Raw genomic sequence first — 26,060 nt, 5'->3', positions numbered from 1 at the left:
ACGCGGAGCACCAAGGGGGGCTTTTCGGTTGAATCAGTAACCTACTCGGAATGTGGCGTCCTGCTTCTCGGTGGTGGTGGAGACGGGGTCGATGCGCAGGACGTAGTTGGAGTGGCGGATGTAGCGGGTCGGGTTGTTGTACGAGCGGAAGGAGGCCCAGCTCGCGTCCGCGAGGCCCGCCGTACGGTAGAAGGTCGCGTCACCGGCGAACGTCGACGTGCCGTCGTTGACGTCGAGTCGGAGGGCGTAGTTGTAGTGCCGCAGGTAGCGGTCGGGGTAGTTGACCGATCGGAACGAGACTCCGGAGCTGTCGGCGAGGCCCGGGACGAGGGTCCACAGGGAGTCCTTGTACGGCTCGACCGGGTACTCGTCGATGCGGCCCGTGTAGTCGGAGTGGCGGACGTAACGGGCCGGGTAGTTGTAGGACTTGAGCCGGTTCCAGGCCGGGGCACCCCACTTGCTGAGCAGGTTGTTGTACTCGGCCGTGGTGATCGTCGCGATGCCGCAGTGCTTGGAGTTGACCGGCTGGGTGTAGGTCTTCTGGTCGAGGGCGGTCCAGGTGCCGGAGGCGAGGCTGCTCGACTGCCAGGCGTAGAAGACGCCGTTGGGCGTGTAGGTGTCTCCCCAGAGCCACCAGGTGCCGGAGCTGAGGGACTTGACCACGGTGGGGGCTTCGGTGCCGCCGTGCGCCACACCCGCGCTGTACTCGGTGAAGCTGCCCGGGTTCAGGGTGGCGGATCGGGCGCTCACCAGGGTCTGGTTCTTCTTGAAGAAGAGGTAGTTGTAGCCGTTCACTCCCACGGCCATGTCGCCGTCGATGACGTCGTAGCCGGGGTCGAAGAACACCTGCGGGGCCGAGGCGGTGACGAAGTCGCTGGTGTAGTTGACCATGATCACGTTGTGGCCGCTGGAGTTGACCGAGGAGTAGATGACCGCGTACTGGCCGCGCCCGGCGTCCCAGAACGCCTCGGGCGCCCAGCTGTGGGTCGTCATGTCGTGCAGCTTCAGGCGCCGGTAGCCGGTGAAGGTGCGCAGGTCGGCGGAGTCCCAGACGTGGATGTACTGGCTGTTGTAGCTCCAGTCGGTGCCCTTGAGGTCGGTGGCGAGGACGACGAACGTGCCGTCCTGCTTGCGCATGAGGAACGGGTCGCGCAGGCCCAGGGCGCCGGCGGTGGGGGTGACCAGGGGGTTGTTCTGGTTGAGCGGCGTCCAGTTCAGCCCGTCGGGGCTGACGGCCAGGTGCAGGCCGTAGTCGGTGCCGTCGCCGAGGTTGGTCGACTCGGTGAAGTACACCATCGCGTACGCCGAGTCGGCGGCCTGCGCGGTGCCCGCGCCGAGCGTCAGGGCGAGCGGCACGGCGGCCGTCATGCCCAGGAGGCCGCGGCGGGACAGGTGGGGGTTTGCGCTCATCGTGCTCTCCAAGGTGGCGTGCGGGTGCACCTCAATGACCGGTATTTCGAACGTAGTTCGGCAAATCGATCAGAAAGTAGGGCCTGGCCATGAGCGCGTCAATCGTCCTGCCACTCTTTTGTGATTCCTGTGCACCCGGGGCGCGCGGGAGCGCCCCGGGGCGAGTGGGGTCAGCGCTGGGTGTAGATGAAGCCGACCTTGTCGACCTCGTCACCGCCACGGCCGTGGAACCCGGCGATCTGCCAGCCGGTCGGTGCGGTGCGGGTCACGCAGTCGGAGGTGGTGGTACCGCCGGCCAGAGTGCGGCCGAGGTTGGTGGTGAACTTGGCGTAGAAGATCCGTGTGTGGCCGTCCTTCTCGGCCTGGCACAGGTTCGCCGTGGTCACGTACTCGCCGCTGCCGAGGGTCAGTGAGGACGCGGTGCCGCCGGTGCCGCCATGGGTGAGGGTGGTGCCGTTGGCGAGGGTCAGGCTCAGCTGGTCGATGCGGGAGCCGGCCCGCAGGGTGAGGGTGGCGGCGCGGGCGCCGGCGGGGACGCTGTTGATGTCGTTGTAGTAGTCGCCGTGCGGGCCGCCGTACTGGTCGCTGAGCTGGTAGGCGGCGTTGCGTGACCAGGTGAAGCCGACGCTGATCGGGTCGTGGTCGGAGAGCATGAGCCCGGCGTCGGTGAGGAACTTGGCGTGCTCGTTGTTGTACGAGGAGGCGTTCAGTGAGACGAGTTTGCTGCTGCGGTAGAGGACCTTGTCGACGACCTCGCAGGTGTTGGGGACGGTCGGCCCCGTCTGGTCGCAGACCAGGGCGTCGCTGCCCTTGGCGGGCGGGGTGCCGCCGCGGATGAGCTGTACCCAGGGGTCGGTGAGGCCGTTGGCGGCGGCGAATTCGGCGATGGTGTCGCCGGAGCGGGTGTAGCGGGTGTTGGTGTCGCCCATGACCACGACCGCGTTGCCCGCGGAGTGGGTCTGGATGAACGCGGTGAGCTGGTTGAGGTTGTCGGCGCGGGAGGCGAGGTCGCCGTCGTTGGTGCCCGCGTTGGTGTGCAGGTTGTAGAAGTCGACGTAGACGCCCTCGGCGAGGCGTTCGCGCATGAAGGTGAAGCCCTTGGGGGTCAGACAGTCGCCCGAGTCCACCTGGCAGGAGTTCCAGCGCACCCGCTCGAAGTCGTCCCCGTCGTAGGGGATCTTCGAGAGGGTGTTGAGGCCGCTGCCGATGCCGGCGCCGCCGCTGGTGGGGGTGCGGTAGGCGTGGTTCGTGTCGCCCGCGTAGAGGTAGGCGTGATAGTTGAAGTCCTCTTCCACGTGGACGATGTCGTAGGGAGCTATGCGCTGGCCGATCGCCGTCGTGCTCGACTCGCGGGGTGTCGACGCGCTGGAGACGGCCTCGGGCAGGCCGGCCACGTTGTAGCTGAGGACGCTGAAACTGCCCGAGTCGGCGGCCGTGGCGGAGGGGGCGGCCGCGGTGAGTCCGCCGAGGACGGCGGTGGTCGCCGCCAGGGCGGCGAGGAGTCTGCGCATGGGGAGTGTCTCCTGACGGAGTGGCGCGGGTGAATGGAGCGAGCGGGACAGAAGTTACCGCCGGTTACCCCATGTTGTCGCGGTCTCGCGTGCTCCTTTGCCGCCAAGTCCCCGGCGCCTGACCGGCTGTTGGGACCTCGCGCCCGCCACCGTTCACCTCTCCGTCACGCGCGATGGCTGAATCTCGGCCTTGCGGATGCCGGGGCTCCAGATCGATAAGAGTTGTGGAATTTCCGCGCGGCATATCTGTCTACGATATGAAGATCGTAGGGAGAGGGAACGCGCGTGAGTGAACCACCAGTCCTCGTCTGCCCGGAGTGCGGGGCGCCCAGGGCGGCGGATGGCACTCCCTCCTGCACCTGCGCGCACCGCGCCTCCGAGGCCCACCTCGAGTCCCGTACGGCCGAGGCGGCAGCCGCGGAGGACTTCGACCCGGTGCGCATACGGCCCTTCGTGGAAGTCGGCCAGGAACCGGCGGACCCGGTCGGAGAGCCGGAACCTGCGGGCCTGACAAGCGACTTGAGTGAAGTTACCGAGGCGGGGACGGACGCGGAACAGGAGCCTCTTCGGCAGTCGGCCGAGGAGCCCCCGGCTGACAGCGCCCCCGACCGTCGGAGGCGGCGGACGGTCATCGTCGCCGGGGCGGGAGCGGCCGCCGCCGTCCTGGTCACGGGTGGCTTCGTCGGCGGGTTCTTCACCTACGACGGCCCGTCACGGGACGGTTCCGTGGCCGGCGGTGTGCGCGCGGGTGTACCGGAGGCGCAGCCGTCGTCGAGCGGCCCGTCCGTCACCGCTTCCTCTCCTACGGCTACCTCGACGCAGTCGTCCCCGCCGCCCTCCGCCTCGCCGAGCGCCGAGGCCGGTGACAGCGCGTCCCCGACGGGCACCGCCACCCCGACCGGGATCCCGTCGAGTGCGGCCGCCACCGGCACAGTGGCCCCGGGCCCGAGTGCCTCGAGCGGCCGGCCCCCTGTCCTCGGCCTCGGCGACCAGGGGCCCGAGGTCGTCGAACTCCAGCTCCGCCTCCGGCAGGTCGGCATGTACGACGGGGATGCCGACGGCGACTTCGACCAGCAGGTCCAGAGTGCGGTGCGCACCTACCAGGTCACCCGCTTCGTCCTTCAGGACGAGTCCGGCGTGTACGGCAAGGCGACGCGCGCTTCACTCGAGTCCGAGACCTCGGAGCCGTGACCGCCGACGGCTAGCTCCGGTGGCCGTCGGAAGGGTGCGCCCGGTCGTAGGGGCGGGGGTAACTGGTGGGGGAGTAGGGGAGATAGCGGGCCGACGACCCCGGATCGGCTTCGGTGGCACGTGAGTTGAGTGCGGTGGGGTCGCTGCCTGCCCAGTGGCCGGTCGCGATCCGGTCCTCCAGCGTGTGCAGGGCGGCGATCTGCTCGCCGGGGCTGAAGGTGCAGTGGCCCGCGTTGTCGACATAGCGCTGGCGCAGCAGGGGTGCCGAGCCCGCGGCCGTGGCGGCCCGGCGGTAGGCGCTCTCGGACTGCACCGGGATCAGCGCGTCGCCAGTGGTGTGGATGTCGAGCTGGGGCTTGGTGAGGCGTCCGGTGAAGGAGCTGGTACGGCTCATCCAGTCGACGGCCAACGCGTCGGCGCGGGTGCGCGGGGCCTTGTCGAGCGTGTTGAGGTCGGACTTCAGGGAGAGGCCGGCCTTCGCGTACAGCTCCTTGACCTCTTTGAGGTAGGGGGAGTTGCGGAGCATCGCGTGGTAGTCGACCCCGGTGTTCCACGACATGTTGCCGCCCGCCCGGGACTCGGCCTCCTGGCGCCAGACGAAGGCGGGGAACTTCACCAGCCCGACCACGGCCTGGTACTGGCCGGACTGCTGGGCGTCCCAGTCGGTGGGCGTGGGCCGGGCCTGTGAAGGGTCGTTCCAGCCGGGGATGTTGTGCAGAGCCGCGGCGAGCGCGATGCGGGCCCGGCCGTCGGCGGTCTGCTGCGCCTCGGTGAGGACGGCGGCCAGGGCGTCGGACGCCTGGGCCGCGGCGGCCGGGCTCGGCAGTCCGGTCAGCCGGATTCCGGACCCGGGTGCGAGGAGCGCCTTCAGCGCGAAGACCGGGTCCAGCGTGCTGTTCCAGTTGGCGACGCCGCCCTGGACCAGCCCGCACATCGACAGCGAACCGGCGAGACGGTTCGCGTATCGCTCCGCGAGGGCGGTCGTGACGAGGCCGCCGTACGACGTGCCCCAGGCGATGGTGCGCCCCGCACGTCCGAAGCGGGCGGTGAAGGTGTCGAGGGTGGCGACCTGGTCGGGCACGGCCTCGGTCACGGCCCAGCCGGTGGTGGCGTACGAGGACCCGATGAGCGCGTAACCCTGGTTCAGCAGCAGCGACTTCGTGGTGTCGTCGGGGGCGTTGCGCGCCGCGTTGGGGACGCCGGACGGCGTGTAGCCGTGGCTGTAGAGAAGGACCGTGCCGTTCCAGCCGGCCGGCACATCCATGACATAGGTCGCGCCGGACGGCAGGCGACCCTCGGCATGGACGTCCTCGGCGGCGTGGGCGGCCGGGGTGAGGGGAGCGGCGAGCAGCAGTGCCGCGACGGCGACGAGCGTACGGGTGCGGATGCGGTGCATCACGAGGTGTGGGCTCCTTGGGGGGCAGTCCGTATTTTCCTGCGGTCGGGGGGACTGACACCGGCGAAAGTAGGCGTGTACATTGCGGGCGTCAATGATGTGCACAACATCAGTGGACGGGTCGTGAGGCGCTCTGACGCCTCGTCAGGAGGGCCCCATGCAAAGGCGTGTGCTCGGACTTGCCGTTGCGGTGGTGACCCTCGCGGGTGCCGCCGGATGCGGATCGTCGGACTCCGGGAGCGGCGGCACCTCGTCCGCGGGCGGAGCCAAGAAGACCCAGGTCACGGTCGGTGTCATCCCCATCGTCGACGTGGCACCGCTCTATCTCGGGCAGAAGAAGGGGTTCTTCGCCAGTCGCGGGATCGAGCTGAAGATGGTGACCGCGCAGGGCGGCGCGGCGATCATTCCCGGAGTGGTGAGCGGCCAGTTCCAGTTCGGCTTCAGCAACACCACGTCCCTGATGCTCGCGCAGACCAAGGGCGTCCCCGTGAAGTCCGTGGTCAACGGGGCTGCTTCCAACGGCAAGGTGGGGGCCGACGTCACCGGCGTCCTGGTGAAGAAAGACAGCCCGGTGAAGTCCGCGAAGGACCTGGCCGGACGCTCGGTCGCCGTGAACACCCTCCAGAACATCGGGGACACCACGGTCCGCGAGTCGGTGCGCCAGGACGGCGGCGACCCGGCGAAGGTGAAGTTCGTCGAGATCCCCTTCGACCAGATGCCGGCCGCGCTGAACGGCGGTCGTGTGGACGCCGCGTGGATGGGCGAGCCGGCCCAGACGGTCGCCAAGGCGCAGGGCGCCCGGGTCATCGCCTCGCCCTTCGCCGAGACCGACCCGAAGCTCACGGTCGCGACCTGGTTCACCTCGACGAAGATCGCGCAGCAGAACCCCGACCTGGTGAAGAAGTTCACCGAGGCCATGACGGAGTCACTGAAGTACGCCACCGGCCACCCGGAGGAGGCCCGGCAGATCCTCACCGTCTACACCAAGATCAGCGGCGACGTGCTGACCAAGCTCATCCTCCCGAGCTGGCCGCCCCAGGTCGACACGGCCTCGCTGGAGAAGCTCGCCGCCCTCGGTGAGGAGGACGGCATCTTCGGCGGCAAGAAGCCGGACATCCAGGCGCTGTTCTCCTGACGGGGGAAGGCCTTGGGGCGCCGCCTGCTGCGCCCGGCCCGGTTCAGCAGCCCACGCGACTCCATGGTCCGCGACGCCGGTGAGCGTGCTCTTGGAGATCCCGGCCTCCTCCGCCACATGCCGGGTCTCCGAGACGAACGCCGTCCAGGTCAGGTCGGAGCCGCGCAGCACCGAGTTCTCCGGGTCCTGTCGCACGGCGGACGCGGCCCGGCAGATGTTCGCAACGGCCGTCATCCGGTCCCGGCGGATCGGAAGCCACCGAGCTTCTCGGTGGCGAGCTTCTCGGCTTGGGTGCTGTGTCCCGCGGCGGGCGTCGCGCCCTTCCCTCGCCGGCCCTACTTCCCCTGCCGCTCGGCCCAGAGGTCCCCGCCCCATTCCAGGAGGCGGGCCAGGTCCTCGTCGAAGGGGCGGGTGGCGGTCGAAGGGGTGTGGGTGCCCCGGGAGATGTTGCCGCTGACGGTGATGTTGTGCTCAACGCGCGGGCGGCGGAGCGTCTCGTAGAGGGCGAGTGCGGCATCCGTGTCCGGCGCGTCCCGCAGGGACTTGGCGAGGATCACGGCGTCCTCCAGTGCCATCGAGGCACCCTGGCCGGTCGCGGGGGAGGCCGCGTGGGCGGCGTCGCCGATGAGCAGGGACCGCCCGGAGCGCCACGGGGTGCCGGTGGGGAGCTCGGTGGCATGGGTGACCATGAGATCGTCGCCGGTGGCCGCGACGAGGTCGGCGGCCGGGGTGGTGTCCTTGCGCAGCAGCGGCAGCAGCAGGTCGCGCCAGTGTGCGGGCGTGCCCTGCGCCAACTCCTCGGCGGGCAGCGGGTCTCCGGTCACCCGGGCGAACCAGTACGTCTCCCCGTCGGGCGACACCGCGTAGCCGAAGGCGGCCCCGCTGCCGCGCACCATGGTGATGCACGCGTCCGGGCCGGGAGGAGACGCGGCGCGTGTGTAGCCGTAGAAGACGTACTGGCCGGCGTAGCACGGCTGGGTCCCGGGCGAGATCGACTGTCGTACGGCGGAGTTCAGGCCGTCGGCGCCGATCAGCAGGTCACCGGTCGCGGTGGTGCCGTCGGCGAAGCGCGCGGTGACACCGTCGGGGCCGTCCTCGACGGAGGCGAGCCGTGCGCCGTGCCGGACGGTGATGCCCCGGCGCGCGGCCTCGGCCTGGAGCGCGGTGTCGAGGTCGCCGCGGCGCAGGCACCGGTAGCGCAGGAGCGGGTCGGAGGCCTCGCCCATGGGCGCATACGCCAACTCGATGCCTGTGTCGTCCAAGACCCGCAGCGAGGTCAGCGGGAAGCCGATCGCCGTCACCGCCGCGGAGGCCTTCAACTGGGCCAAGGCGCGCATGCCGTTGCTCGCCAGGGTGAGGAACGCGCCGATGTCCTCGGCCGAGTCCGGATGTGCCTCGTGCACCTCGGCCTCGAAGCCCGCCTTGTGCAGTGCCAGAGCCGCCGCCGTACCGGCGATGCCGCCGCCGATGACCAGTACGCGTGCCACACCCGCCCCGTTCGCCCCGACTCCGCCCGCACGGTCGTGCGGACACGGAAGGAACGAGGGGACGGCGGCGGGGGTTCCGCCGCCGTCCCCGTCCCGGTCAGGCGCCGCTCTCGCGCAGCATGTCCTCGCGCTCGACGAGCTTCACGCGCGCGCGGCCCTGCGGCTCGCCCAGCGCCTTCTCGGCGGCGTCCAGCTTGTACCAGCCCTCCCAGGTGGTGAAGCGGACGCCACGCTCACCGAGGAACGCGTCCACGGCCTCCGGCTCGGGCGAACCCGGGGTCTGCAGACGGTCGTTCGCGAAGTCGTCCAGGAGGTTCGAGACCGTCTCGTTGGCGTCACCCTTGGTGTGGCCGATCAGGCCCACCGGGCCGCGCCGGATCCAGCCGGTGACGTACGTCGACTGCAGGTGCTCGCCGCTCTCCTGCATGACCCGGCCGCCCTCGTCCGGGACCGTGCCCGAGTCGATGTCCCAGGGCAGCTTGGGCAGCTTGTCGGAGAGGTAGCCGACCGCACGGTAGACCGCGGTGACGTCCCAGTCCTTGAACTCGCCGGTGCCCTTGACGTTTCCGGTGCCGTCGAGGGCGGTGCGCTCGGTGCGCAGACCGACGACCTTGCCGTCCTCACCGAGGATCTCGGTGGGCGACTCGAAGAAGTGCAGGAACAGCTTGTGCGGACGGTCGCCGACATCGCGGATCGCCCAGTTCTCCAGGGTCTTGGCGACCATGTCGGCCTGCTTGTTGCCGCGCCGGGTCTCGATCGAGCCCGCGTCGTAGTCGATGTCCTCGGGGTCGACGATGACCTCGATGTTGGGGGAGTGGTCCAGCTCGCGCAGCTCCATCGGGGAGAACTTCGCCTGCGCCGGGCCACGGCGGCCGAAGACGTGGACCTCCAGCGCCTTGTTGGTCTTGAGGCCCTCGTGGACGTTCGGCGGGATCTCCGTCGGCAGGAGTTCGTCGGCCGTCTTGGCCAGGACGCGTGCCACGTCCAGGGCGACGTTGCCGACGCCGAGCACCGCGACCTTCTCGGCCTCCAGGGGCCAGGTGCGCGGCACGTCCGGGTGGCCGTCGTACCAGGAGACGAAGTCGGCGGCGCCGTACGAGCCGTCGAGCTCGATGCCCGGTATGCGCAGCTCGCGGTCGGCGGTCGCGCCCGTGGAGAAGATCACGGCGTCGTAGAACGCGCGCAGGTCGTCCAGGTTGATGTCGGTCGGGTAGTCGACGTTGCCGAAGAGGCGGATCTGCGGCTTGTCGAGCACCTGGTGCAGGGCCGTGATGATGCCCTTGATCCGGGGGTGGTCCGGAGCCACTCCGTAACGGATCAGTCCGAACGGGGCCGGCATCCGCTCGAAGAGGTCGATGGAGACACCGGGGGCGGTGGCCACATCGGACTTGAGCAGCGCGTCGGCGGCGTAGATCCCGGCGGGGCCGGCTCCGACGATGGCTACCCGCAGGGGGCGGGGCATGATCAGGTTCCCTTCGAGCGGTGACAGATCAACTCGAGGGAAGCCTAAGCTAAGGCAAGCCTAAGTCGGTACGCGGGTCCGGTCTATGGGCTCATAAGATCACCTTATGGGTGGCGAAGGGCCTCGAACCGGGTCACGGCAGCGGCTGTTCGGCCCAGATGACCTTGCCCTCCGGGGTGTACCGGGTGCCCCAGCGGTCGCTGAGCTGGGCGACGAGGAACAGGCCGCGGCCGCCCTCGTCGGTCATGGCCGCGTACCGCAGATGCGGTGAGGTGCTGCTGGTGTCGAACACCTCGCAGATCAGGGTGCGGTCGAACAGCATGCGGACGTGGATGGAGTCGCCGCCGTAACGGATCGCGTTGGTGACGAGCTCGCTCAGGATGAGCTCCGTGGTGAAGCCGAGCTCGTCCAGGTCCCAGCGCGCGAGCTGCCGGGACACGGCTGCCCGTACGTCCGAGACGGCCGCCGGGTCGGCGGGCACCTCCCACTCGGCGATCCGGTCGGGCGTGAGCGCCCGGGTGCGGGCCACGATCAGGGCGATGTCGTCGGTGGCGCGGGCCGGCGGCCGTGCGTCCAGTACGGCCCGGCAGGTGTCCTCGGGTGAGGGTCCCGCCTGCTCCAGGGCCGTGCGGAGCAACTCCAGGCCCACGTCGATGTCGCGCTCGCGGTCCTCCACGAGCCCGTCCGTGTAGAGCACCAGGCGGCTGCCCTCGGCGAGTTCCAGATCGGCCGTCTCGAACGGCAGGCCGCCGAGGCCGAGCGGAGGACCCGCGGGCACGTCGGGGTACTCGACGCTGCCGTCGGGATGGATGAGGGCGGGCGGCGGATGGCCGGCGCGGGCGATCGTGCACAGCCGTGTGACCGGGTCGTAGACGGCGTACAGACAGGTCGCGCCGGTGACGGGCGAGTTGCCGCTCTCCTCCGCCTCGTCCTGGTCGATCCGGGCGACCAACTCGTCGAGCAGCGCGAGCAGTTCGTCGGGCGGCAGGTCGAGCGCGGAGAAGTTGTGCACCGCCGTCCGCAGCCGCCCCATCGTGGCCGCGGCGTGCAGACCGTGCCCCACGACGTCGCCGACCACGAGCGCGACCCGCGCACCGGACAGCGGCAGTACGTCGAACCAGTCGCCGCCCACCCCGGCCTGTGCGGGCAGGTACTTGTAGGCGATGTCCAGGGCGTCCTGCTCGGGCAGCCGGCGCGGCAGCAGACTGCGCTGGAGCGTCACCGCCATGGTGTGCTCGCGGGTGTAGCGGCGGGCGTTGTCGATGGAGACCGCGGCCCGGGTGACGAGCTCCTCGGCGAGGGCGACCTCGTCGGAGTCGAAGGGCTGGGGCTTGTCCGAGCGCCAGAAGCTGACGGTACCCAGGACGAGATCACCGACCCGCAGGGGCACGGCGATCAGCGAGTGGATGCCGTACTCGATGACCTGGGCGGAGCGTTCCAGGTCCTGCGCGCGCCACCCGGTGGCCTCGGCGAGACGCGGCTCCAGGACGGCCCGGCCGCTGCTGATGCCGCGGGACTGGGGAGCGGAGTCGACCAGGGGGATCCGCTCGCCCACCTTGTACAGCGGGGCGTCCTCACGGATCCCGCTGAGCGCGGTGCGGCGCAGGGTCGTGGCCGCTTCCGGCTGGCCGCCGCTGAGCACCGCGTCGAACAGGTCGACGGTGGCGAAGTCCGCGAACCGCGGCACGGAGAGCTCGGCCAGTTCCTCGGCGGTGCGGGTGACGTCCAGGCTCGTGCCGATGCCCACCGTGGCGTCGTACAGCAGGTCGAGGCGCTCGCGGGCCGCCTCGGCGCGCCCGGACAGGGCGCGCAGCTCGGTCGAGTCGCGCAGGGTGGCGACGCTGCCCGGTGGGCCGCCCTGGATGTCGGTGGGCCGCTGGTTGACCGCCAGCAGCCGGTCCTTGACCCGGTGCACCTCGTCGGTGGCGACCCGCCCGGAGGCCAGCAGCCCGGCGGTGTCGGCCGGCAGTGCGAGGTCCAGCACGTGCCGGCCCTCGGCGTCGGCGGGCAGGTCGAGCAAGCGGTGGGCCTCGTCGTTGGCGAGCAGCAGCCGCCCCTCGCCGCCGACGATGAGCACGCCCTCCCGTACGGCGTGCAGGACCGCGTCGTGGTGCTCGTACATGCGGGTCATCTCGTGCGGACCCAGACCGTGCGTCTGGCGCAGCAGCCGTCTGCTGACCAGCGCGGTGCCGCCGGTGGCGAGGGCGAGTCCCACGGCGGCGGCCATCAGGAGCAGCGGCAGCTGCTGGTTCGCGGTGCCGCCCACCTTCGCCGTGGTGATGCCGGCCGACACCAGGCCTACGACCTTCCCGTCGTCCGCCTTGACGGGGACGACGGCCTGCACGAGCGGTCCGATGGTTCCCGTGATGTCCTCGGTCACGACGCCACCGGCCAGAGCGGGGGCGATGTTCCCGACGAACTTCTTGCCGATGCGGTCCGGCTTGGGGTGCGTGTACCGGATGCCGTCGGTGTCCATGACGACGATGAAGTCCACGTCGGTCGCCCGACGGGCCGCCTCGGCACGCGGCTGGAGCACCGCCGACGGGTCGGGGGAGCTGAGGGCCTCCACGGTGCCGGGAGCGTTGGCGAAGGCCTCGGCCACGGCGACGGAACGGTTGCGGGCTTCGATGGTGCTGTCGTGCCGCACCTGGAGCACCAGGGCGACCACCGCGGCCACGACCAGCAGCAGGACGATCACGACCTGCAGGACGAACACCTGTCCGGCCACACTGCGACCGCCGACCGCCGCCCGCAGGGCTCCCGGCCGCCGTCGTGTCCGGGCTCCGTCGCGCTCCAACCGCGTGGGCGAACTGCCCCTCAGCGGGCCCTCGTGCCGGTCGCGTGCCGAGTCGGATGTCTGGGGCGGGCGGGGGCCGTCGGGGCGACGGGCCGGCCCGCCCCCGGAACGGCCCGGGAGTCGGACCATGTGCCCATGTCTACACTGCCGCGCCCCAGGAGGCGAGGGGCGTCACACGGTGTGACACAACAGCCACAGACCCTCCTCAGTGGGGTCTGGGCGGTGGTGCGGTGTGGTGGGTGGCGAGCAGGAGCGTGATGGCGTCCGGGGGGTCCGGGGCGTGCTGGGTGGTGGGCGGTGCCGTGCCCCCGGGGGGGGGTGGGCGTGTCGCGTGGTGTGGCGGGGCGGCGACGGACTCCTTTCAGTGTGGTCCGGGCGGTGGTGCGGTGTGGTGGGTGGCGAGCAGGAGCGTGATGGCGTCCGGGGAGTCCGGGGCGTGCTGGGTGGTGGGCGGTGCCGTGCCCCCGGGGGGGGCGTGTCGCGTGGTGTGGCGGGGCGGCGACGGACTCCTTCAGTGTGGTCCGGGCGGGGGTGCGGTGCGGCGGGTGGCGAGCAGCAGCGCGATGTCGTCCGGGCGGTCCAGGGCGTGCCGCGCGGTCGCCGTGAGCCGGTCCGCCACGCCTGCCAGGAACCGCCCGACCGGCCGGGCCGCCGGAGCGCCGGCCTTCGCGAGGGCCACCCGCAGTGCGGTGATCCCCTCGTCGATGTCGCTGCCGGGCCGTTCCACCAGCCCGTCCGTGTAGAGCGCCAGGATCGCGCCGGGCTCCATCTGCAGCTCGGTCACCGGATAGCGGGCCCTCGGGTCCACGCCGAGCACGACGCCGCCGGGCAGGTCCAGGACCCGGGTGCGGCCGTCGGGGCTGCGCAGCAGGGGCGGCGGATGGCCGGCGCGGGCGGCCCTGGCCACGCCCGTGGCGGGGTCGAGCCGGATGTAGCAGCAGCTGGCGAACAGGCCGGGATCGAGGTCGATGAGGAGATGGTTGGTGCTGCTCATGACCTCGTCCGGCGGCCGGTCGCCGAGCGCGAACGCCCGTACCGCGCTGCGCAGCTGGCCCATGGTGGCCGCCGCCTGCACGCCGTGCCCCTGTACGTCCCCGATGACCAGGGCCAGGCCGTCACCGGACTCGACGACGTCGTACCAGTCCCCGCCGACCTCCATCCCCGCGGTGCCCGGCAGATAACGCCCGGTGGTCTCCAACTGCGGGTGTGCCGCGAGGCGTCGGGGGAGGAGCGCCTGCTGCAGGCCCCGGGCGAGCGCGGCCTCCGACTCGTAGCGCTGTGCCTTCTCCATGGCGTGGGCGATGAGCCCGGCCAGCGCGGTGAGCACCGTGCGCTCCTCGGTGCTGAAGCTGCGCGGACGGTCGAAGCCGAGGATGCACGAGCCGACCGCGCGCCCGGAGGCGATCAGCGGCAGGAAGGCCCGGGCACCCTCGGTCGCGTCCAGGGGGATGCCGGGGTAGGTGGCCGTCAGCTGCTCCATCGAGTCGAAGAACAGCGGGCGGCCGGTGGTGAGGGTCTCCACACCGGGCAGGTGGGTGCCCAGGTCCACTCCGTCGAAGGGCGAGAGGAAACCCTTGGGGAAGCCGGTCTCCCATTCCAGGTAGAGGTGCCGTTCCTGGAGGAGGTAGATCGCGAGCCGACGGCCGCCGAACGCGGGCAGCAGCTCCCGCATCACGACGGCGGACACCTGCCGGGCGGTGACCGCCTCGGTCAGGGCGATGGCCAGCGCGATCGGACGGTACAGGGGCGCGAGCGGGCTCATGCCCGTCTCGGACGACTCGGCGGTCTCCTGCCCCTCCGGACTGTCCTTCACCCGGCTCGCGGGCCGGATCGTGCAGGTCAGCCGGTCCGGCCCGGAGTGCACGGACAGCGCGAGCCAGTCGCCGTCGTACGGCCGCTGGGCGGACTCGGCGTCCTGGGCGGAGGGCCCGAAATTCCGGGGGGACGGCGGTGATCCGGCGTCCCCAGCGGACCGCGGTGATCCGGTGCCCTGTGCAGACGGCCGTGTCTCGGACTCCTGCGCGGACGGGCGTACGAGATGGAAGTGGACCGGGTCCGGTGTGAGCAGCGCCGCCCGCAGGTGGTCCTCGAAGTCGGGGCGGCGCAGCCAGGGCACGGCCTCCCACAGGTCGCGGCCGACGAGCTCGGCGCGGGGACGGCCGAGGAGCTGGGCGGCGCGCGGATTGGCGTACACGACCAGGCCCAGCCGGTCCACGCAGAACACGCCGTCGGGCAGCAGGTCGGCCGCCGAGTCCGCGGTGGGACCGGGGCCTGGGGCTACGACGACCCCCCGGACCGCGGGTGCGGCGGGCGGCTCGTAGGCGTTCCACAGGTCCAGCAGGCGCAGCGCGCCGTCCTCGGCCCGCAGATAGAGGGGCAGAGCGGGAGGGCGGCCGACGGCGGTGTCCCGCAGGGTGGCCAGAATGCGGTGCGCGTCGGTAGGGGCCACGGCCTCGGCGAACGCCTCGACGGTGCCGGGGAACTCGCTGGGCGGCATGCCCAGGAGGGTGTGCAGGTCCTCGTCCAGGGTGATGTCGGCCGTCTCGGGATCCCAGGCGAAGCGCCCCGCACGTCCCAAGGACGTGGAGGCGGTCGGCGGCCGCAGACAGACGGGCTCGCCGTCCCAGGCGACCTGGTCCGGGTGAGCATCCTCCAAGCCCCGCAGCGCCGCGCCCAGTTCCTGGGCGAGGCGCACCACGCGGTCGTGCTCTGCCAGTACCTCGGCGGCGTCGGTGACGGCCGGGCGCAGCACGGTCAGCACACCGTAGGTCGTGGAACCGCCGACGACGGGCACATAGAGCGAGCCGAACTGGAACGGCAGTCCGGCGGCGAACTGCGGGTAGCGGCGCATGGTCTCGGTGGCGTTCGGCAGGACCACCTGGACACCGAGCCGGTAGGCGTCGGCGACGGGGAAGGGACGGTCGGCGTGCAGGCGCCACCAGGGGCGGAACAGCGGTCCGGGCAGCCCCGACAGGACGGCGAGCCGCAGTAGCCCGGGCGTGCGGGAGCGCAGATAGACCCCTCCGGCGTGGCCGCCGCCCGCACTGATCGCCTCCGTCGAAGCGTCGATCAGCAGCGCCGTCAGCCGCCCGGCCGTCGGGTGTGCGTCCTCGACGCTCCCAGTCATCGGCCCTACCTCGTCCGTGCGCCGTCCCGCGGGCGACACAGCAAGAATGCGCCACAAGGACACCGGCCCGCACCCGGGCGGCCCATATGTACACCCCGGTATCTCTCCTGGACAACCGCCGGTCGAACTCTTAGGCTTAAAATCCAGATCTGGATTATCAGTCCATTCGAGTCCCGGGACGGAGCGCCGACTGTGGAAGGCGTCGTTGACGGTGCGGACGAGCACCTCATCGGTGAGGCCGAGAAGATCGCTGTCGCCCTGGGTCGGATGTTCCCCGGGCTCTGCGAGGTGGTGCTGCACGATCTGCGGGATCCGCGGCACGCGATCCGGGCGATCGAGAACAACCTCTCCGGCCGCCAGGTCGGGGACTCCGCGACCGAGCTGGGGCTGGCGCGTATCGCCGATCCTGAGTACCCGAGTGTCCTTCAGAACTATCCGAACCGGTTCCCCGACGGCCGTCCCGTGAAGAGCACGTCCATCGGTCTCAAGAACGCCGCGGGCGAGTACATCGCGGCCCTGTGCCTGAACCTGGACGTCTCCGTGCTGTCGCCGGTCACGCTCACCCTGTCCCACCTGGTCGCCACGGAGACCGAGCACCGCGAGCAGCCGCCGGAGACCCTGCGGGACCGCAACACGCGCGAACTGCGCCACACCGTGGAGGAGTTGGCCGCGGAGCGCGCCGCCACACCCCGGTCGCTGAGCCGCCACGACAAGAAGGCACTCGTACGGCAGCTGCACCAGGACGGGTACTTCGACTCGCGGGACGCCGCGCAGACCATCGCGGATCTGCTCGGGGTGTCCCGGGCGACCGTCTACAACTACAGCAAGTGAAGGACGCCCACATGACCGCCGCCGAACCGAACCCGTCGACGAGGACCCTGTGAGCCCCGTGAGTCCTGAGGGCCCCGTGAGGACCCCCGCGAGCGCCGCCGCGCGCACCCTGGCCGACCCCGACACTCCGTTCGCCGTCGTCGACGTCCACAAGGTCAGGCGCAACGCCGAACGGCTGGCGGCCAGGGCCGACCGGCTCGGTGTCACCCTGCGGCCCCACGTGAAGACGGCCAAGAGCATCGACGTCGCCGCCCTCCTCCACGAAGGCGACAGGCCCTGCCCGGTCACCGTGTCCACCCTGGCGGAGGCGGAGGCGTTCGCCGACGGTGGTTACACCGACATCACCTACGCCGTCGGTATCGACCCCCACAAACTCCCGCGTGTCGTCGCCCTGTTGCGACGCGGTGTCACCCTGCGCGTCCTGCTGGACAGCGCGGAGCAGGCGGAGTTCGTCGCCGAGGCCTCGCGCCGGGCCGGGCTGTCCGTCCCCACCCAGATCGAGATCGACTGCGACGGCCACCGCGGCGGCCTCAGGCCCGATGCTCCCGGGCTCCCCGAGATCGGCCGCATCCTGCACGAAGCGGGCTGCCTGGACGGGGTGTTGACCCACGCCGGCGAGTCCTACTTCGCCCACACGGCCGAGGACCAGCGCCTGGCCGCGAGGAACGAACGCGACAGTGCCGTCGCCGCGGCCGAGCGGTTGCGCGCGGCGGGCCTGCCCGTGTCCACCGTCAGCGTCGGTTCGACCCCCACCGCCCATGCCGCCGAGGACCTCACCGGGGTCACCGAACTGCGGGCGGGCAACTACGTGTTCTTCGACCTGGTGATGGCCGGCCTCGGCGTCTGCCGCGTCGAGGACCTCGCCCTGTCGGTCGTCGTCACCGTCATCGGTCACCGCCCCGAGTTCGGGTGGATCCTCACCGACGGCGGCTGGATGGCCATGTCCCGCGACCGCGGCACCGCCGCCCAGGCGCAGGACCAGGGGTACGGGCTGGTCGCCGACCTCGACGGAAACCTCGTCCCGGGGCTGGTCATGACGGCCGCCAGCCAGGAACACGGCACTCTCACCGCCCGCGACGGCGCCCACCTGCCCGATCTGCCCATCGGCACCCGCCTGCGCGTCCTGCCCAACCACGCCTGCGCCACCGCGGCCCAACACCACGGCTACCACGTCGTCGACGACACGCGGCCGACGGCGGGCGCGCCGGTCGTCCAGGCCTTCTGGAGCCGCGTCAGCGGGTGGTGATCAGCCCGGCCACGCCGGCATGCCGGAGCGCCGCATCCCCCCGCCCCCGCCATCTCCGTCAATTGCGGGGATTCCGCACACATTTCCTCTCCGGCCTTTCGTCGAGCGTGCCCGCTATCGCGACACGCCGAGGGGGGTAATCGGTCATGCCCCGACGTGCAGGCGTAAAGTGCGGCGTGGGAGGGCAATCACCCTTGTGTAGATTGAGGCTTCTGGTATTAGAGAGGCCGTTTAAGGGGTAACTACCACCACGCGCGGGTGTTCAATCGTGGCGATGATCATGATGTGATCAGGGGGTGCCTGGGGCTACGTTGCCGCTGTGATCACCTCTCAACTCCCCGTAACGTCCCCCCCGCTGACCGAGACCATCGCACTGCGGCATCTGCTCTTCGGTACGCAGGCCGAGATCCATGAGCCATGGCGCCGCCTGTTCAGCTCCGACGTCTTCGCCTACCACGAGGGGCTGACGCATCAGGAGCGCACGGAACTGTCCTATCAACGCCTGCGGGTGGTGAACGCGGCGGTGTCCGACGCACAGGCCCTGGCCCGTGACCCGGTCGCCCTGAGCGCCCTGCACGAATGGGCCGGGGTGGTGGACGCCGGCATGACGACGATGGCCAGCATCCACTACAACCTGTTCCTCGGCAGCCTGCTCGAACACGACCACGAGGGGCGGGACTTGGGGCCGTACCTGCGGATGGAACGCACCGGCACCTTCCTGTGCACCGAGCAGGCACACGGCAACGACGCCCCCCAGTTGGAGACCACCGCGACCCTGGACCGGGCCACGGGCGGATTCGTGCTCACCACACCGACACGGGGGGCACGCAAATGGATGCCCAACACCTCCGTGGCCGGCGGCCCGAAGGACGCCCTGGTCGCCGCCCGTCTCGTGATCGACGGCAAGGACCAGGGCGTCTTTCTCTTCCTGACCTCGCTGACCGACGCCAACGGCCGTCATCTGCCGGGCGTGGAGGTGGAGTTGCTGCCCCAGACGGCCAGCAGCCCGGTCGACCACTGCGCCACCTCCTTCCACGGGGTGCGGCTGCCGCGGACGGCCATGCTCCAGGGCGAACACGGCCGGCTGACCGCCGAGGGTGAACTCGTCTCCTCCCTGGGGAGTCCGCGCAAGCGGTTCCTGCGTTCCATAGGCCGTGTCACCATGGGCAAGCTGTGCATGAGCGCCTACAGCCTCGGAGTGACACGGCACGCCCTGGCCGTAGCGATCCGCCACGCTCACCAGCGGGTCACTTCGGGCATGACCAGCGGACAGCGCGTGCCGCTGTTCACCCATCGCACCCACCACGCTCCGCTCGTGGAGGCGCTCGCCACGACCTACGCCGCCACCCTGCTGCAGCGCGGCGTCGTACGGCGCTGGGCGCAGGCGGCGGAAGGGGAGCGCGAGGAGGCCGACCGGCTCGTGGCCATCGCCAAGGGCTGGATCACCTGGCAGGCCCGGTCCGTGATGACCGAGTGCCGGGAACGCTGCGGCGCGCAGGGCCTGTTGCTCTCCAACGGAATCGCGGGGCAGCTCGCGGCCAACGAGGGCACGATCACCGCGGAGGGCGACAACACCGTCATCTGGGTCAAGGCGGCGGGGGAGATGCTGCTGGGCGGCTTCACTCCGCGCCCCCTCAGTGAGGTGCCCCCGGCCACCCGGTCCCTGCATGATCCGGCCCACCTGCACGACCTGATGGGAGACCTGGAGCGAATACGTCACGAGCGGGCCCGTGTGCGACTGCGCGCGAAACGGGCCGGCTCGCCCCTCGACCGCTGGAACGGCGCCTCCGGCGCGGCGCTGTCCCTGGTCGACGCCCACGTCCACCGGCTGGCCGCCCAGGAACTCCTCGCCGCGGCCACCCAGGCCACCGATCCGCAGGTGGGCCTCCTGCTGGACCACCTCCACCGGCTGTTCGCCCTGCGTTACGTGGCCGCGCACAGCGGTGAACTGCTCGCTCACGAGCGCATGACCGCCGAGCAGGTCCGATACCTGCCGGAGGTGCTGGAGGCCACCGTCGCGGCGCTGGCGCCGCACGCGCTGACGCTCACCGATGCCTTCGCCGTGCCGGAGGAGATCACGGCGCACCACCCCATGCTGCGATCCGAGGGGGTACCGGCCTGATCCTCTCCGGCACGTCCTGACCCGTCGGCAAACGTCCCGGGGCCGCGGAACACTCCGCGGCCCCGGCTTCTTGTTAAGCATTGGCTTATATAAGTGGTGAGTGGCATAGTGGCTCGCGTGCACGCGTTCGACGTACTCGGGGATCCGGTCAGGCGCCGGATATTGGAGCTGCTCGCCTCTGGCGAGCAGGCGTCAGGCGAGGTCAGTGCCGTGATCCGGGACGAGTTCGGGATCTCCCAGCCGGCCGTCTCGCAGCATCTGAAGGTGCTGAGGGACAGCGGCTTCGCCTCTGTCCGCGCCGACGGCACTCGGCGGCTGTACGCCGTCGAGACCGCGCCGCTCAGGCAGGTGGACGCCTGGCTGGAGCGCTTCCGGGGTTTCTGGGACCAGCGGCTCGACGCGCTCGGAACGGAGCTCGCGCGGGGAAAGCGCGAGCGCAGGACGCAAGGAGAGGTGACCGAGGATGAGTGAGATCGCCGACGAGATCAACCGTATGCACCGGCGGGTCGGCACCCGGCAGGTCGAGAGCGGTGAGGCGCGCACGGTCCTGCTGCGCCGTACGTACGACGCCGAGGTGGCCGACGTATGGGACGCGGTGACCTCCCCCGAACGGATCGCGCGCTGGTTCATGCCGGTCAGCGGCGAGCTCAAGGTCGGCGGCCGCTACCAGCTGGAGGGCAACGCCGGCGGCGAGATCCTCGAGTGCGTGGAACCCGAGCGGCTGCGGGTGAGCTGGCTGTACGGCCCCGACCCCGGCTTCAGCGAGGTCGAAGTGCGCCTCACGCCCGAGAGCGCGGAGCGCACGGTCCTCGAACTCGAGCACGTGGCCGTCGTACCGGACGACTTCTGGGACCAGTTCGGACCCGGTGCCGTCGGAGTGGGCTGGGACCTGGGGCTCTACGGACTCGCCCTGCACCTCGCGGGCGGCGCTCTCAGCAAGGAGGAGGCCGCGACCTGGCACACCACGCCCGAGGGCAGCGCGTTCATCACCGGCTCGGGCGAAGGGTGGGGCCAGGCGTACGCCGCCTCCGGAGCCGACCAGGAGACGGCGACGAGGACGACGGCCGCGACGATCGCGTTCTACACGGGAACGCAGGCCTGACGCCGTGCCCTTGCTCAGGCGGTGCGCAGGGTGCGGCGCGCGAGCTCGTACGCCGGGAGCATCTCCTCGTGCTCCTCGGTGTCCAACCCGCCGAGGTGCACCACCACCGGCCCGTCCGCGGTCGTGACGGCGAAGGCGCTCTCCTTCTTCGTCTCGTCCAGGAGCTCGCTGGAGTACAGGTACTCGACCTCCACACCCGAGACACCGCCGGACGTGAAGGTGCGGTACTTCTCCTTGGTCACCCCGTCCTCGGCCGCGAGGAACGCTTCCAGCACGGCCCGTGTGTCGGCGTCGCCGGATTTCCCGGCCCATACGCGGAGGAAGCCGATGTTGCCCGCGGGCTTCGCGTCGATCTCGCAGGCCAAGGAGACGGGCCCCTGGCTCAGAGGCGCCTCCACGGCCTCCGCCTTCCAGCTCTTGGCGATGTCGAAGGTGACGGGCAGCTCGCACGCCGAACCGGCGGCGCCGATCGTGCCGCCGCTGGTCGGGGCCGTGTCGTGCTGTCCGGACGTCTCCGCCGTCGCCGACGGGCGCGCGGACGCCTTCGAGTCGTCCCCCTCAGCGGCCGCCGAACAGCCCGTCAGCACACCTGCCAGCAACGCCACATGGGCCATCCGAAGCCCTGTGTTCCCCGCCCGGACCAGCATGGCCGTGTCTCCCTCTGTTCAGTGGTGGTACTGGAACGAGTCAGGTTAGGTGGCAGGAATAACGAATCGTGCAGCGAGGGGGAAGCGTTGTTGAGCTTCGAGGACTACTGCGAGGCGATCGTCACCCAGACCGACCTGCTCGCCCGCCACGTCAAGGGCGCGGACCCGACCGCTCCGGTGCCCACCTGCCCCGGCTGGGACCTGGGCCGGCTGCTGCGGCACGTGGGCGGTGACCACCGGTGGGCGGAGAGCATCGTACGGACCCGGGCCACCGCGCCGATCGACGACGGCATGGTCAACGACCCGGCCGCCTACGCCCACCTGGACGGCTCCGCGCTCGGCGGCTGGCTCGTGGAGGGCGCCGCACGGCTGGCCGGAACCCTGCGGGCGGCCGGCCCCGACACGCCGGTCTGGACGCCCGCCGATGAGCAGCTGGTCGAGCAGTCCGCGCTGTTCTGGGCCCGGCGCATGACGTACGAGACCCTGCTGCACCGCGCCGACGCGGCACTCGTGACCGGCGCGGAGTTCGAGGCCGAGGAGTCTCTCGCGGTGGACGCCGTGGAGGAGTGGCTGGAGTTCTCGACCGTGCCCGAGGCCTACGCACCCCTGCCCGGCGTGCCGGAGCTGCTGGGTCCCGGGCGTGCCCTGCGCTTCGACGCGGGGTCGGCGGGGGAGTGGCTGCTCGACCTCTCCGGGGAGCGGCCGGTATGGCGGCGCGGGTCCGGCGAGGCGTCGGTGAGGGTGCGCGGGCCGGTGACGGACCTGCTCCTGTTCCTCTACGCCCGCCCGGCGCCCGGGGTCGGGACGCGAGGGGACTCGGAGCTGCTGGACCTGTGGCTCGGCCGCACCCGGTTCTGGCTGGAGGCGTGAGCGCACGGAGGGGCCGGTGTGGCCGAAGCCACGTGCCAGGGGAGACCGGAGCCATGTCCTCCCGGCGGGACCGCGGCTACCGTTTCGCGCAGTCCCCTCTCCCACCAGCACCTCGGGCGGCCCGGCAGTGCAAGCAGATCTCTCTCCGGTCATCGCGGCGACCACTCACTGGCTGACCCGCGCCTTTCCGCCGTCGGGCGGCGCACTGGCCGCCGCGCTGTGCGAGGTGCAGGCGCGGCAGGCCGTGACGGTCGCCGCGTGGCTGCGCTACCCGACGGCGATGGACGCCGCGCTCGTCGGCATGGCGGGCCCGGGAGGCTCCGCCCGCCTCGACTGGGTCACCGGCGCGGACAATGCCGACGACCGGGACGCCGAGGAGCATGCCTGGCGCAGCTGGGTGGACGAGGTCGTGGCCAGCTGGGCGGCCTGTCTGCTCACCGACCCCGACCTGGCCGAGCTGGCGGTGGCCGGGATAGCGGCGGGCGAGCACACGACGGGCACGCCGACCGTGTTCCGCCGCCTGCTCGCCCCGGACGCGACGGACCGGCAGGCCGCCGCCCTGCTCCGCCACCCCGACCTGCTCGCCTCGGTGGCCGGGCTGCACCGGGGCGAGCTACTGGGCCGACTGGGGTCGGACGAGGCGCTCGCCGCCTGAGGACGGGCGCGGGCGCGCGCGGCGGGGCGCGCCGGGCGTTCTCGCCTGACCCTCCGACCGGGCACAGCGGCGTCGGTCGTGCGGTGCCGCCCGCCCGCGTTCCCGGGCAGCGTCTGGTGCCAGTGGGTGCCAGTGCCCGCTGACGAGACCGACGTCAGCGGCGTCCTGGTGTGGCCTTTGGAGACGTTCCGAGGGCTCCAGCTGTGGTCCTGCCGGTGTCTTGTGACGAGGCCGAGGTCGGCTGCGTCCTGCCGGGCCACCTGGTGACGTTCAGAGGGCCCCAGCTGTGCCATGCCGGGGCCCTCTGCTGACGTCCGAGGATTGCCGCGCCATGCCGGAGGCCTCTGGTGACGGCCGAGGTCAGCCGGGCGCGGTCAACGTTGTTCTGGCCGTGGCCCGAAGCTCAGTCGTCCTTGCCCCGGCCCGACATGGCGTCCCTCAGCCGGTCGACCAGGCCGGCTCCCGGAGCGAGCAGCTTGTTCGCCGGAGGGGTGTCCGGGGCCGAGGGGTGCGGGCGGGTCGGTGCCATCTTCTTGGCGCGGCGTACCTTCTCGCCCAGTTCGTTCAGCTCCTTGTCCGAGCACGCGACACGCAGCTGCGGGAAGAGGGTCTGCTCCTCCTCGGCGATGTGGGAGCGGACCTCGCTCATCAACTCGCCCACGATCCGGTCGAACTCGGGATCGTCCGCCTCGCACCCCTCCAGGTCCTTCATGAGCTGCTCGGCCGTGGAGTGGTCCTCGATCTCCCGGTCGGCCATGGTGTTCCCGTTGACCAAGTGCTTGCGCACCGCCGGGTAGAGGTACTCCTCCTCCGCGACCGAGTGCCGGACCAGCTCCATGGTGGCCTGATCGGCGTACACCTTGCGGCTCTTCTCACCGGGCGCCAGCGCCTCGATCTTCCCGAACAGCTCCTCGACCTCGCGGTGATCGGTCACCAGCTCGTCGATGACGTTTCCTCCGTGTCCCATGTTCGTTCACCTCCGTCCGTCGAGTGCCCGGGGCCGCACTCCCTATGCCTGGTCAGAGGCTTGTGAGGACCTGCGGTGACAGTTGTCTGATCAGGGTGTTGGTCCAGCGCATCTGCCGCAGCGTCTGCGGATGACACGCCGACGCCAGCTCCAGCAGCCGTTCGTCCCGGGTCGCCTGGGCGGCCTGCGCGAGCATCGCTGGCCGTCGCAGCCGAACGACTCCTTCAACGCCTCGGCCGCGGTCGCCGTGCACAGCCGCGTGTTGCCGTCGAGATGGTTCGTGCCGATACCCGCCCGGGCCAGCACCGCGAGCGTGTAGTACTCCTCCAGGAACAGCTGCCCGCTGGTGTAGAAGCCGATCGAGCCGGGCCCGCGCTCGTCGAGCAGCTCGCGGGTGCGTCCGGCCACCAGCTCCATCGCGGTGGCCCAGTCCGTCGCCACGAGATGCCCGTCGCGCCGTACGAGCGGCCTGGTCAGCCGGTCCGACGAGGCGTTCGCCTGCCAGCCGAAAAGGTCCTTCGGCCCGAGCCTGCCCCGGCTGACGCGGTCCGCCGCCCGTCCTCGCACGCCCGCCATACGGCCGTCGACGACGGCGATGTCCATGGCGTCCCCGCCGGAGTGCAGGAGCGACGCCGCCCCACCCACCTCTGCACGGCACCGGGCTCGACGCCGTCCGCGAGATACGTGTCCACCCTGGACGGCCAGGCCTCGTGGCGCCCGTACGGCAACCGGGCACCCCAGGGATCCGCGATCCGGTCCGCCTTCATGAAGGCCTCCCTGACAACGCCGCTCATCGCTCCTGAGTACCCGGACCCCGGTGCCGGTAACGGTGGGTGTAAGGCGGGCCGCTCGATGGAACCCGCTCCAGGACGCAGGCGTACGACGCTCCCAGGAGGCCGATGTGACCGACGCCGTGGACGAGGTGCTCGCGCGAGTGCGCGGAGAGGTGGCCGCACGGGCGGATCGGCTGTGGGACATGGCGCGGATGCTGCACTCCGACCCGGAGTACGCCTTCGAGGAGCACCGGGCGGCGGCGCTGCTGTGCGGGGAGCTCGAATGGGCGGGGTTCAAGGTCCAGCGGGACGTGGCCGGGCTGCCCACCGCGTTCACCGCACGCTCCGGTACGAGGCCCCGCCCCGCGGTGGCCCTGATGCTGGAGTACGACGCCCTGCCCGGCCTCGGCCACGCCTGCGGCCACAACCTGATCGCCGCGGCGGGTCTGGGCGCCGCCCTGGCCGCCCGAGCCGTACTCGACCGGGACGCGGGCACCGTGTGGGCCATCGGCACACCCGCGGAGGAAGGCGGCGGAGGCAAGGTCGCCGAGACCGACGCCGGGGTGTTCGACGACCTCGACGCGGCCCTGATGTTCCATCCCGGCGTGCACAGCTGGCAGTGGGCGCCGCTGACCGCGCAGGCCCAGTACCGGGTCGGGTTCCACGGGCGCTCCGCCCACCCCACCGGGAACCCCACCGAGGGCATCGACGCCCTCGCCGCGCTCATCCAGCTGTTCAACACGCTGGCCGTGATCGGCCGCAGGCTGCCCGAGGGCTCGCATGTGCAGGGCATCGTCACGGACGGCGGCAGGGCGACCAACATCGTCCCCGAGTACGCGGAAGGTCTGTTCGGCCTGCGCGCGGTGACGACGGCCGCCCTGGAGGATCTGGCGGGGGAACTGCTGACCTGCGCCCAGGGGGTGGCGCGGGCGACGGGGACCACGGTCACCGTGGAACGCGCGACACCGCGGTACGAGCACTTCCGGAACAGTGCGGTCCTGTCCGCTCGGTTCGCCCGGCACCTGGCGGCGACGGGCATCTCGGTGACACCGCCGGAACCGGGCGTCTACCTGGGTTCGTCCGATGTCGGGAACGTGAGCGGTCGGGTGCCCGCCATCCACCCGTTCGTGGCGATCATGGAGGAGGACGGCTCCGACCACACAACCGAGTTCGCCGTCGCCGCCGGATCCGAACGGGGCCGTCAGGTGATGCTCGCCGCCGCCGAGGCACTGGCCTGCACCGCGGTGGAGGTGCTGCTCCGTCCGGAACTGCGGGACGAGGCGTGGGAGCACCACGACCGGGCGTCCGTCCGCAGTTGAGACACCGTCAGT

At 71.2% G+C, this 26,060-nt stretch carries 19 protein-coding genes and 2 pseudogenes; 10 read left to right on the top strand and 11 right to left on the bottom strand.

Going from position 1 to position 26,060, the window contains the following annotated elements; translation table 11 throughout:
* Window positions 1–33 precede the first annotated feature (33 nt).
* The gene (locus tag AQJ46_RS03460) at window positions 34–1,410 is read right to left on the bottom strand and encodes a glycoside hydrolase family 43 protein (RefSeq protein ID WP_059204125.1); all 1,377 of its coding nucleotides are present in this window, start codon (window positions 1,408–1,410) and stop codon (window positions 34–36) included.
* Window positions 1,411–1,580: 170 nt separating this feature from the next.
* Window positions 1,581–2,921 carry a jacalin-like lectin gene (locus AQJ46_RS03455; protein WP_059204124.1) on the bottom strand — a complete coding sequence of 447 codons (1,341 nt, stop codon included), beginning with the start codon at window positions 2,919–2,921 and terminating at the stop codon, window positions 1,581–1,583.
* Window positions 2,922–3,206: 285 nt separating this feature from the next.
* Between AQJ46_RS03455 and AQJ46_RS03450 the strand changes: the two genes are divergently transcribed.
* Window positions 3,207–4,112, top strand: a complete 906-nt coding sequence (locus tag AQJ46_RS03450; protein WP_059204123.1) for a peptidoglycan-binding domain-containing protein — start codon at window positions 3,207–3,209, stop codon at window positions 4,110–4,112.
* A 10-nt stretch (window positions 4,113–4,122) separates the two neighbouring features.
* Here AQJ46_RS03450 and AQJ46_RS03445 read toward each other — a convergent pair whose 3' ends face one another.
* The gene (locus AQJ46_RS03445; protein WP_059204122.1) at window positions 4,123–5,508 is read right to left on the bottom strand and encodes an alpha/beta hydrolase family protein; all 1,386 of its coding nucleotides are present in this window, start codon (window positions 5,506–5,508) and stop codon (window positions 4,123–4,125) included.
* Window positions 5,509–5,665: 157 nt separating this feature from the next.
* Here AQJ46_RS03445 and AQJ46_RS03440 point away from each other — a divergent pair, with 157 nt between their 5' ends.
* Window positions 5,666–6,643, top strand: a complete 978-nt coding sequence (locus AQJ46_RS03440; protein WP_059204121.1) for an ABC transporter substrate-binding protein — start codon at window positions 5,666–5,668, stop codon at window positions 6,641–6,643.
* Between the two features lie 35 nt (window positions 6,644–6,678).
* On the opposite strand, the pseudogene AQJ46_RS58745 reads toward AQJ46_RS03440, so the two are convergent.
* From AQJ46_RS58745 to AQJ46_RS03420, 5 genes and pseudogenes are all read right to left on the bottom strand, one after another.
* Window positions 6,679–6,936: pseudogene (locus tag AQJ46_RS58745) on the bottom strand (MarR family winged helix-turn-helix transcriptional regulator); the annotation flags it as partial.
* 42 nt (window positions 6,937–6,978) lie between these two features.
* Window positions 6,979–8,130 carry an FAD-dependent oxidoreductase gene (locus tag AQJ46_RS03435; protein ID WP_059204120.1) on the bottom strand — a complete coding sequence of 384 codons (1,152 nt, stop codon included), beginning with the start codon at window positions 8,128–8,130 and terminating at the stop codon, window positions 6,979–6,981.
* 97 nt (window positions 8,131–8,227) lie between these two features.
* The gene (locus AQJ46_RS03430) at window positions 8,228–9,592 is read right to left on the bottom strand and encodes an FAD-dependent oxidoreductase (protein WP_059204119.1); all 1,365 of its coding nucleotides are present in this window, start codon (window positions 9,590–9,592) and stop codon (window positions 8,228–8,230) included.
* Window positions 9,593–9,725: 133 nt separating this feature from the next.
* Window positions 9,726–12,518, bottom strand: a complete 2,793-nt coding sequence (locus AQJ46_RS03425) for a SpoIIE family protein phosphatase/ATP-binding protein (RefSeq protein WP_079072094.1) — start codon at window positions 12,516–12,518, stop codon at window positions 9,726–9,728.
* Window positions 12,519–12,900: 382 nt separating this feature from the next.
* Window positions 12,901–15,516 (bottom strand): SpoIIE family protein phosphatase, encoded by a 2,616-nt coding sequence (locus AQJ46_RS03420; RefSeq protein WP_059204117.1) that lies wholly within the window; start codon window positions 15,514–15,516, stop codon window positions 12,901–12,903.
* A 192-nt stretch (window positions 15,517–15,708) separates the two neighbouring features.
* Between AQJ46_RS03420 and AQJ46_RS03415 the strand changes: the two genes are divergently transcribed.
* From AQJ46_RS03415 to AQJ46_RS03395, 5 genes are all read left to right on the top strand, one after another.
* Complete coding sequence (locus tag AQJ46_RS03415; protein WP_208616866.1) at window positions 15,709–16,347, top strand: helix-turn-helix transcriptional regulator; 639 nt, start codon at window positions 15,709–15,711, stop codon at window positions 16,345–16,347.
* 76 nt (window positions 16,348–16,423) lie between these two features.
* Window positions 16,424–17,593, top strand: a complete 1,170-nt coding sequence (locus AQJ46_RS03410; protein WP_208616865.1) for a DSD1 family PLP-dependent enzyme — start codon at window positions 16,424–16,426, stop codon at window positions 17,591–17,593.
* Window positions 17,594–17,912: 319 nt separating this feature from the next.
* The gene (locus tag AQJ46_RS03405) at window positions 17,913–19,715 is read left to right on the top strand and encodes an acyl-CoA dehydrogenase family protein (protein WP_059204115.1); all 1,803 of its coding nucleotides are present in this window, start codon (window positions 17,913–17,915) and stop codon (window positions 19,713–19,715) included.
* Window positions 19,716–19,823: 108 nt separating this feature from the next.
* Window positions 19,824–20,186 carry an ArsR/SmtB family transcription factor gene (locus AQJ46_RS03400; protein ID WP_107117193.1) on the top strand — a complete coding sequence of 121 codons (363 nt, stop codon included), beginning with the start codon at window positions 19,824–19,826 and terminating at the stop codon, window positions 20,184–20,186.
* Complete coding sequence (locus AQJ46_RS03395; RefSeq protein ID WP_059204114.1) at window positions 20,179–20,817, top strand: SRPBCC family protein; 639 nt, start codon at window positions 20,179–20,181, stop codon at window positions 20,815–20,817. Before AQJ46_RS03400 ends, AQJ46_RS03395 begins: the two co-directional genes overlap by 8 nt.
* Window positions 20,818–20,831: 14 nt before the next feature.
* On the opposite strand, the gene AQJ46_RS03390 is transcribed toward AQJ46_RS03395, so the two are convergent.
* The gene (locus AQJ46_RS03390) at window positions 20,832–21,464 is read right to left on the bottom strand and encodes a lipoprotein (protein ID WP_059204113.1); all 633 of its coding nucleotides are present in this window, start codon (window positions 21,462–21,464) and stop codon (window positions 20,832–20,834) included.
* A gap of 87 nt (window positions 21,465–21,551) precedes the next feature.
* Between AQJ46_RS03390 and AQJ46_RS03385 the strand changes: the two genes are divergently transcribed.
* Together AQJ46_RS03385 and AQJ46_RS03380 are read left to right on the top strand one after the other, a co-directional pair.
* A complete protein-coding gene (locus AQJ46_RS03385; protein WP_059204112.1) occupies window positions 21,552–22,334 on the top strand; it encodes a maleylpyruvate isomerase family mycothiol-dependent enzyme in 783 nt (260 codons plus the stop codon).
* A gap of 127 nt (window positions 22,335–22,461) precedes the next feature.
* The gene (locus AQJ46_RS03380) at window positions 22,462–22,989 is read left to right on the top strand and encodes a hypothetical protein (protein ID WP_059204111.1); all 528 of its coding nucleotides are present in this window, start codon (window positions 22,462–22,464) and stop codon (window positions 22,987–22,989) included.
* A gap of 403 nt (window positions 22,990–23,392) precedes the next feature.
* Here the strand turns inward: AQJ46_RS03380 and AQJ46_RS03375 are convergent, their stop codons facing one another.
* On the bottom strand, window positions 23,393–23,956 hold the full coding sequence (locus AQJ46_RS03375) for a hemerythrin domain-containing protein (RefSeq protein ID WP_057613114.1): 564 nt from the start codon (window positions 23,954–23,956) through the stop codon (window positions 23,393–23,395).
* Between the two features lie 198 nt (window positions 23,957–24,154).
* Window positions 24,155–24,723, bottom strand: a pseudogene (locus AQJ46_RS03370) (molybdopterin-dependent oxidoreductase); the annotation flags it as partial.
* A 134-nt stretch (window positions 24,724–24,857) separates the two neighbouring features.
* Between AQJ46_RS03370 and AQJ46_RS03365 the strand changes: the two are divergent.
* A complete protein-coding gene (locus tag AQJ46_RS03365) occupies window positions 24,858–26,048 on the top strand; it encodes an amidohydrolase (RefSeq protein ID WP_079072092.1) in 1,191 nt (396 codons plus the stop codon).
* Window positions 26,049–26,060 lie beyond the last annotated feature (12 nt).

Source organism: Streptomyces canus (genome assembly GCF_001514145.1).
GTDB lineage: Bacteria > Actinomycetota > Actinomycetes > Streptomycetales > Streptomycetaceae > Streptomyces > Streptomyces canus.
The sequence above is the reverse complement of the archived record's forward strand: the minus strand, read 5'-3'. Positions and strand labels throughout refer to the sequence as shown.

Excerpts from the sequence above, each read along its gene's own strand:
- AQJ46_RS03460 (WP_059204125.1), bottom strand. The coding sequence starts at position 1,410 with ATGAGCGCAAACCCCCACCTGTCCCGCCGCGGCCTCCTGGGCATGACG.
- AQJ46_RS03455 (WP_059204124.1), bottom strand. The coding sequence starts at position 2,921 with ATGCGCAGACTCCTCGCCGCCCTGGCGGCGACCACCGCCGTCCTCGGC.
- AQJ46_RS03445 (WP_059204122.1), bottom strand. The coding sequence starts at position 5,508 with ATGCACCGCATCCGCACCCGTACGCTCGTCGCCGTCGCGGCACTGCTG.
- AQJ46_RS03440 (WP_059204121.1), top strand. The coding sequence starts at position 5,666 with ATGCAAAGGCGTGTGCTCGGACTTGCCGTTGCGGTGGTGACCCTCGCG.
- AQJ46_RS03430 (WP_059204119.1), bottom strand. The coding sequence starts at position 9,592 with ATGCCCCGCCCCCTGCGGGTAGCCATCGTCGGAGCCGGCCCCGCCGGG.
- AQJ46_RS03425 (WP_079072094.1), bottom strand. The coding sequence starts at position 12,518 with ATGGTCCGACTCCCGGGCCGTTCCGGGGGCGGGCCGGCCCGTCGCCCC.
- AQJ46_RS03420 (WP_059204117.1), bottom strand. The coding sequence starts at position 15,516 with ATGACTGGGAGCGTCGAGGACGCACACCCGACGGCCGGGCGGCTGACG.
- AQJ46_RS03395 (WP_059204114.1), top strand. The coding sequence starts at position 20,179 with ATGAGTGAGATCGCCGACGAGATCAACCGTATGCACCGGCGGGTCGGC.
- AQJ46_RS03390 (WP_059204113.1), bottom strand. The coding sequence starts at position 21,464 with ATGCTGGTCCGGGCGGGGAACACAGGGCTTCGGATGGCCCATGTGGCG.
- AQJ46_RS03375 (WP_057613114.1), bottom strand. The coding sequence starts at position 23,956 with ATGGGACACGGAGGAAACGTCATCGACGAGCTGGTGACCGATCACCGC.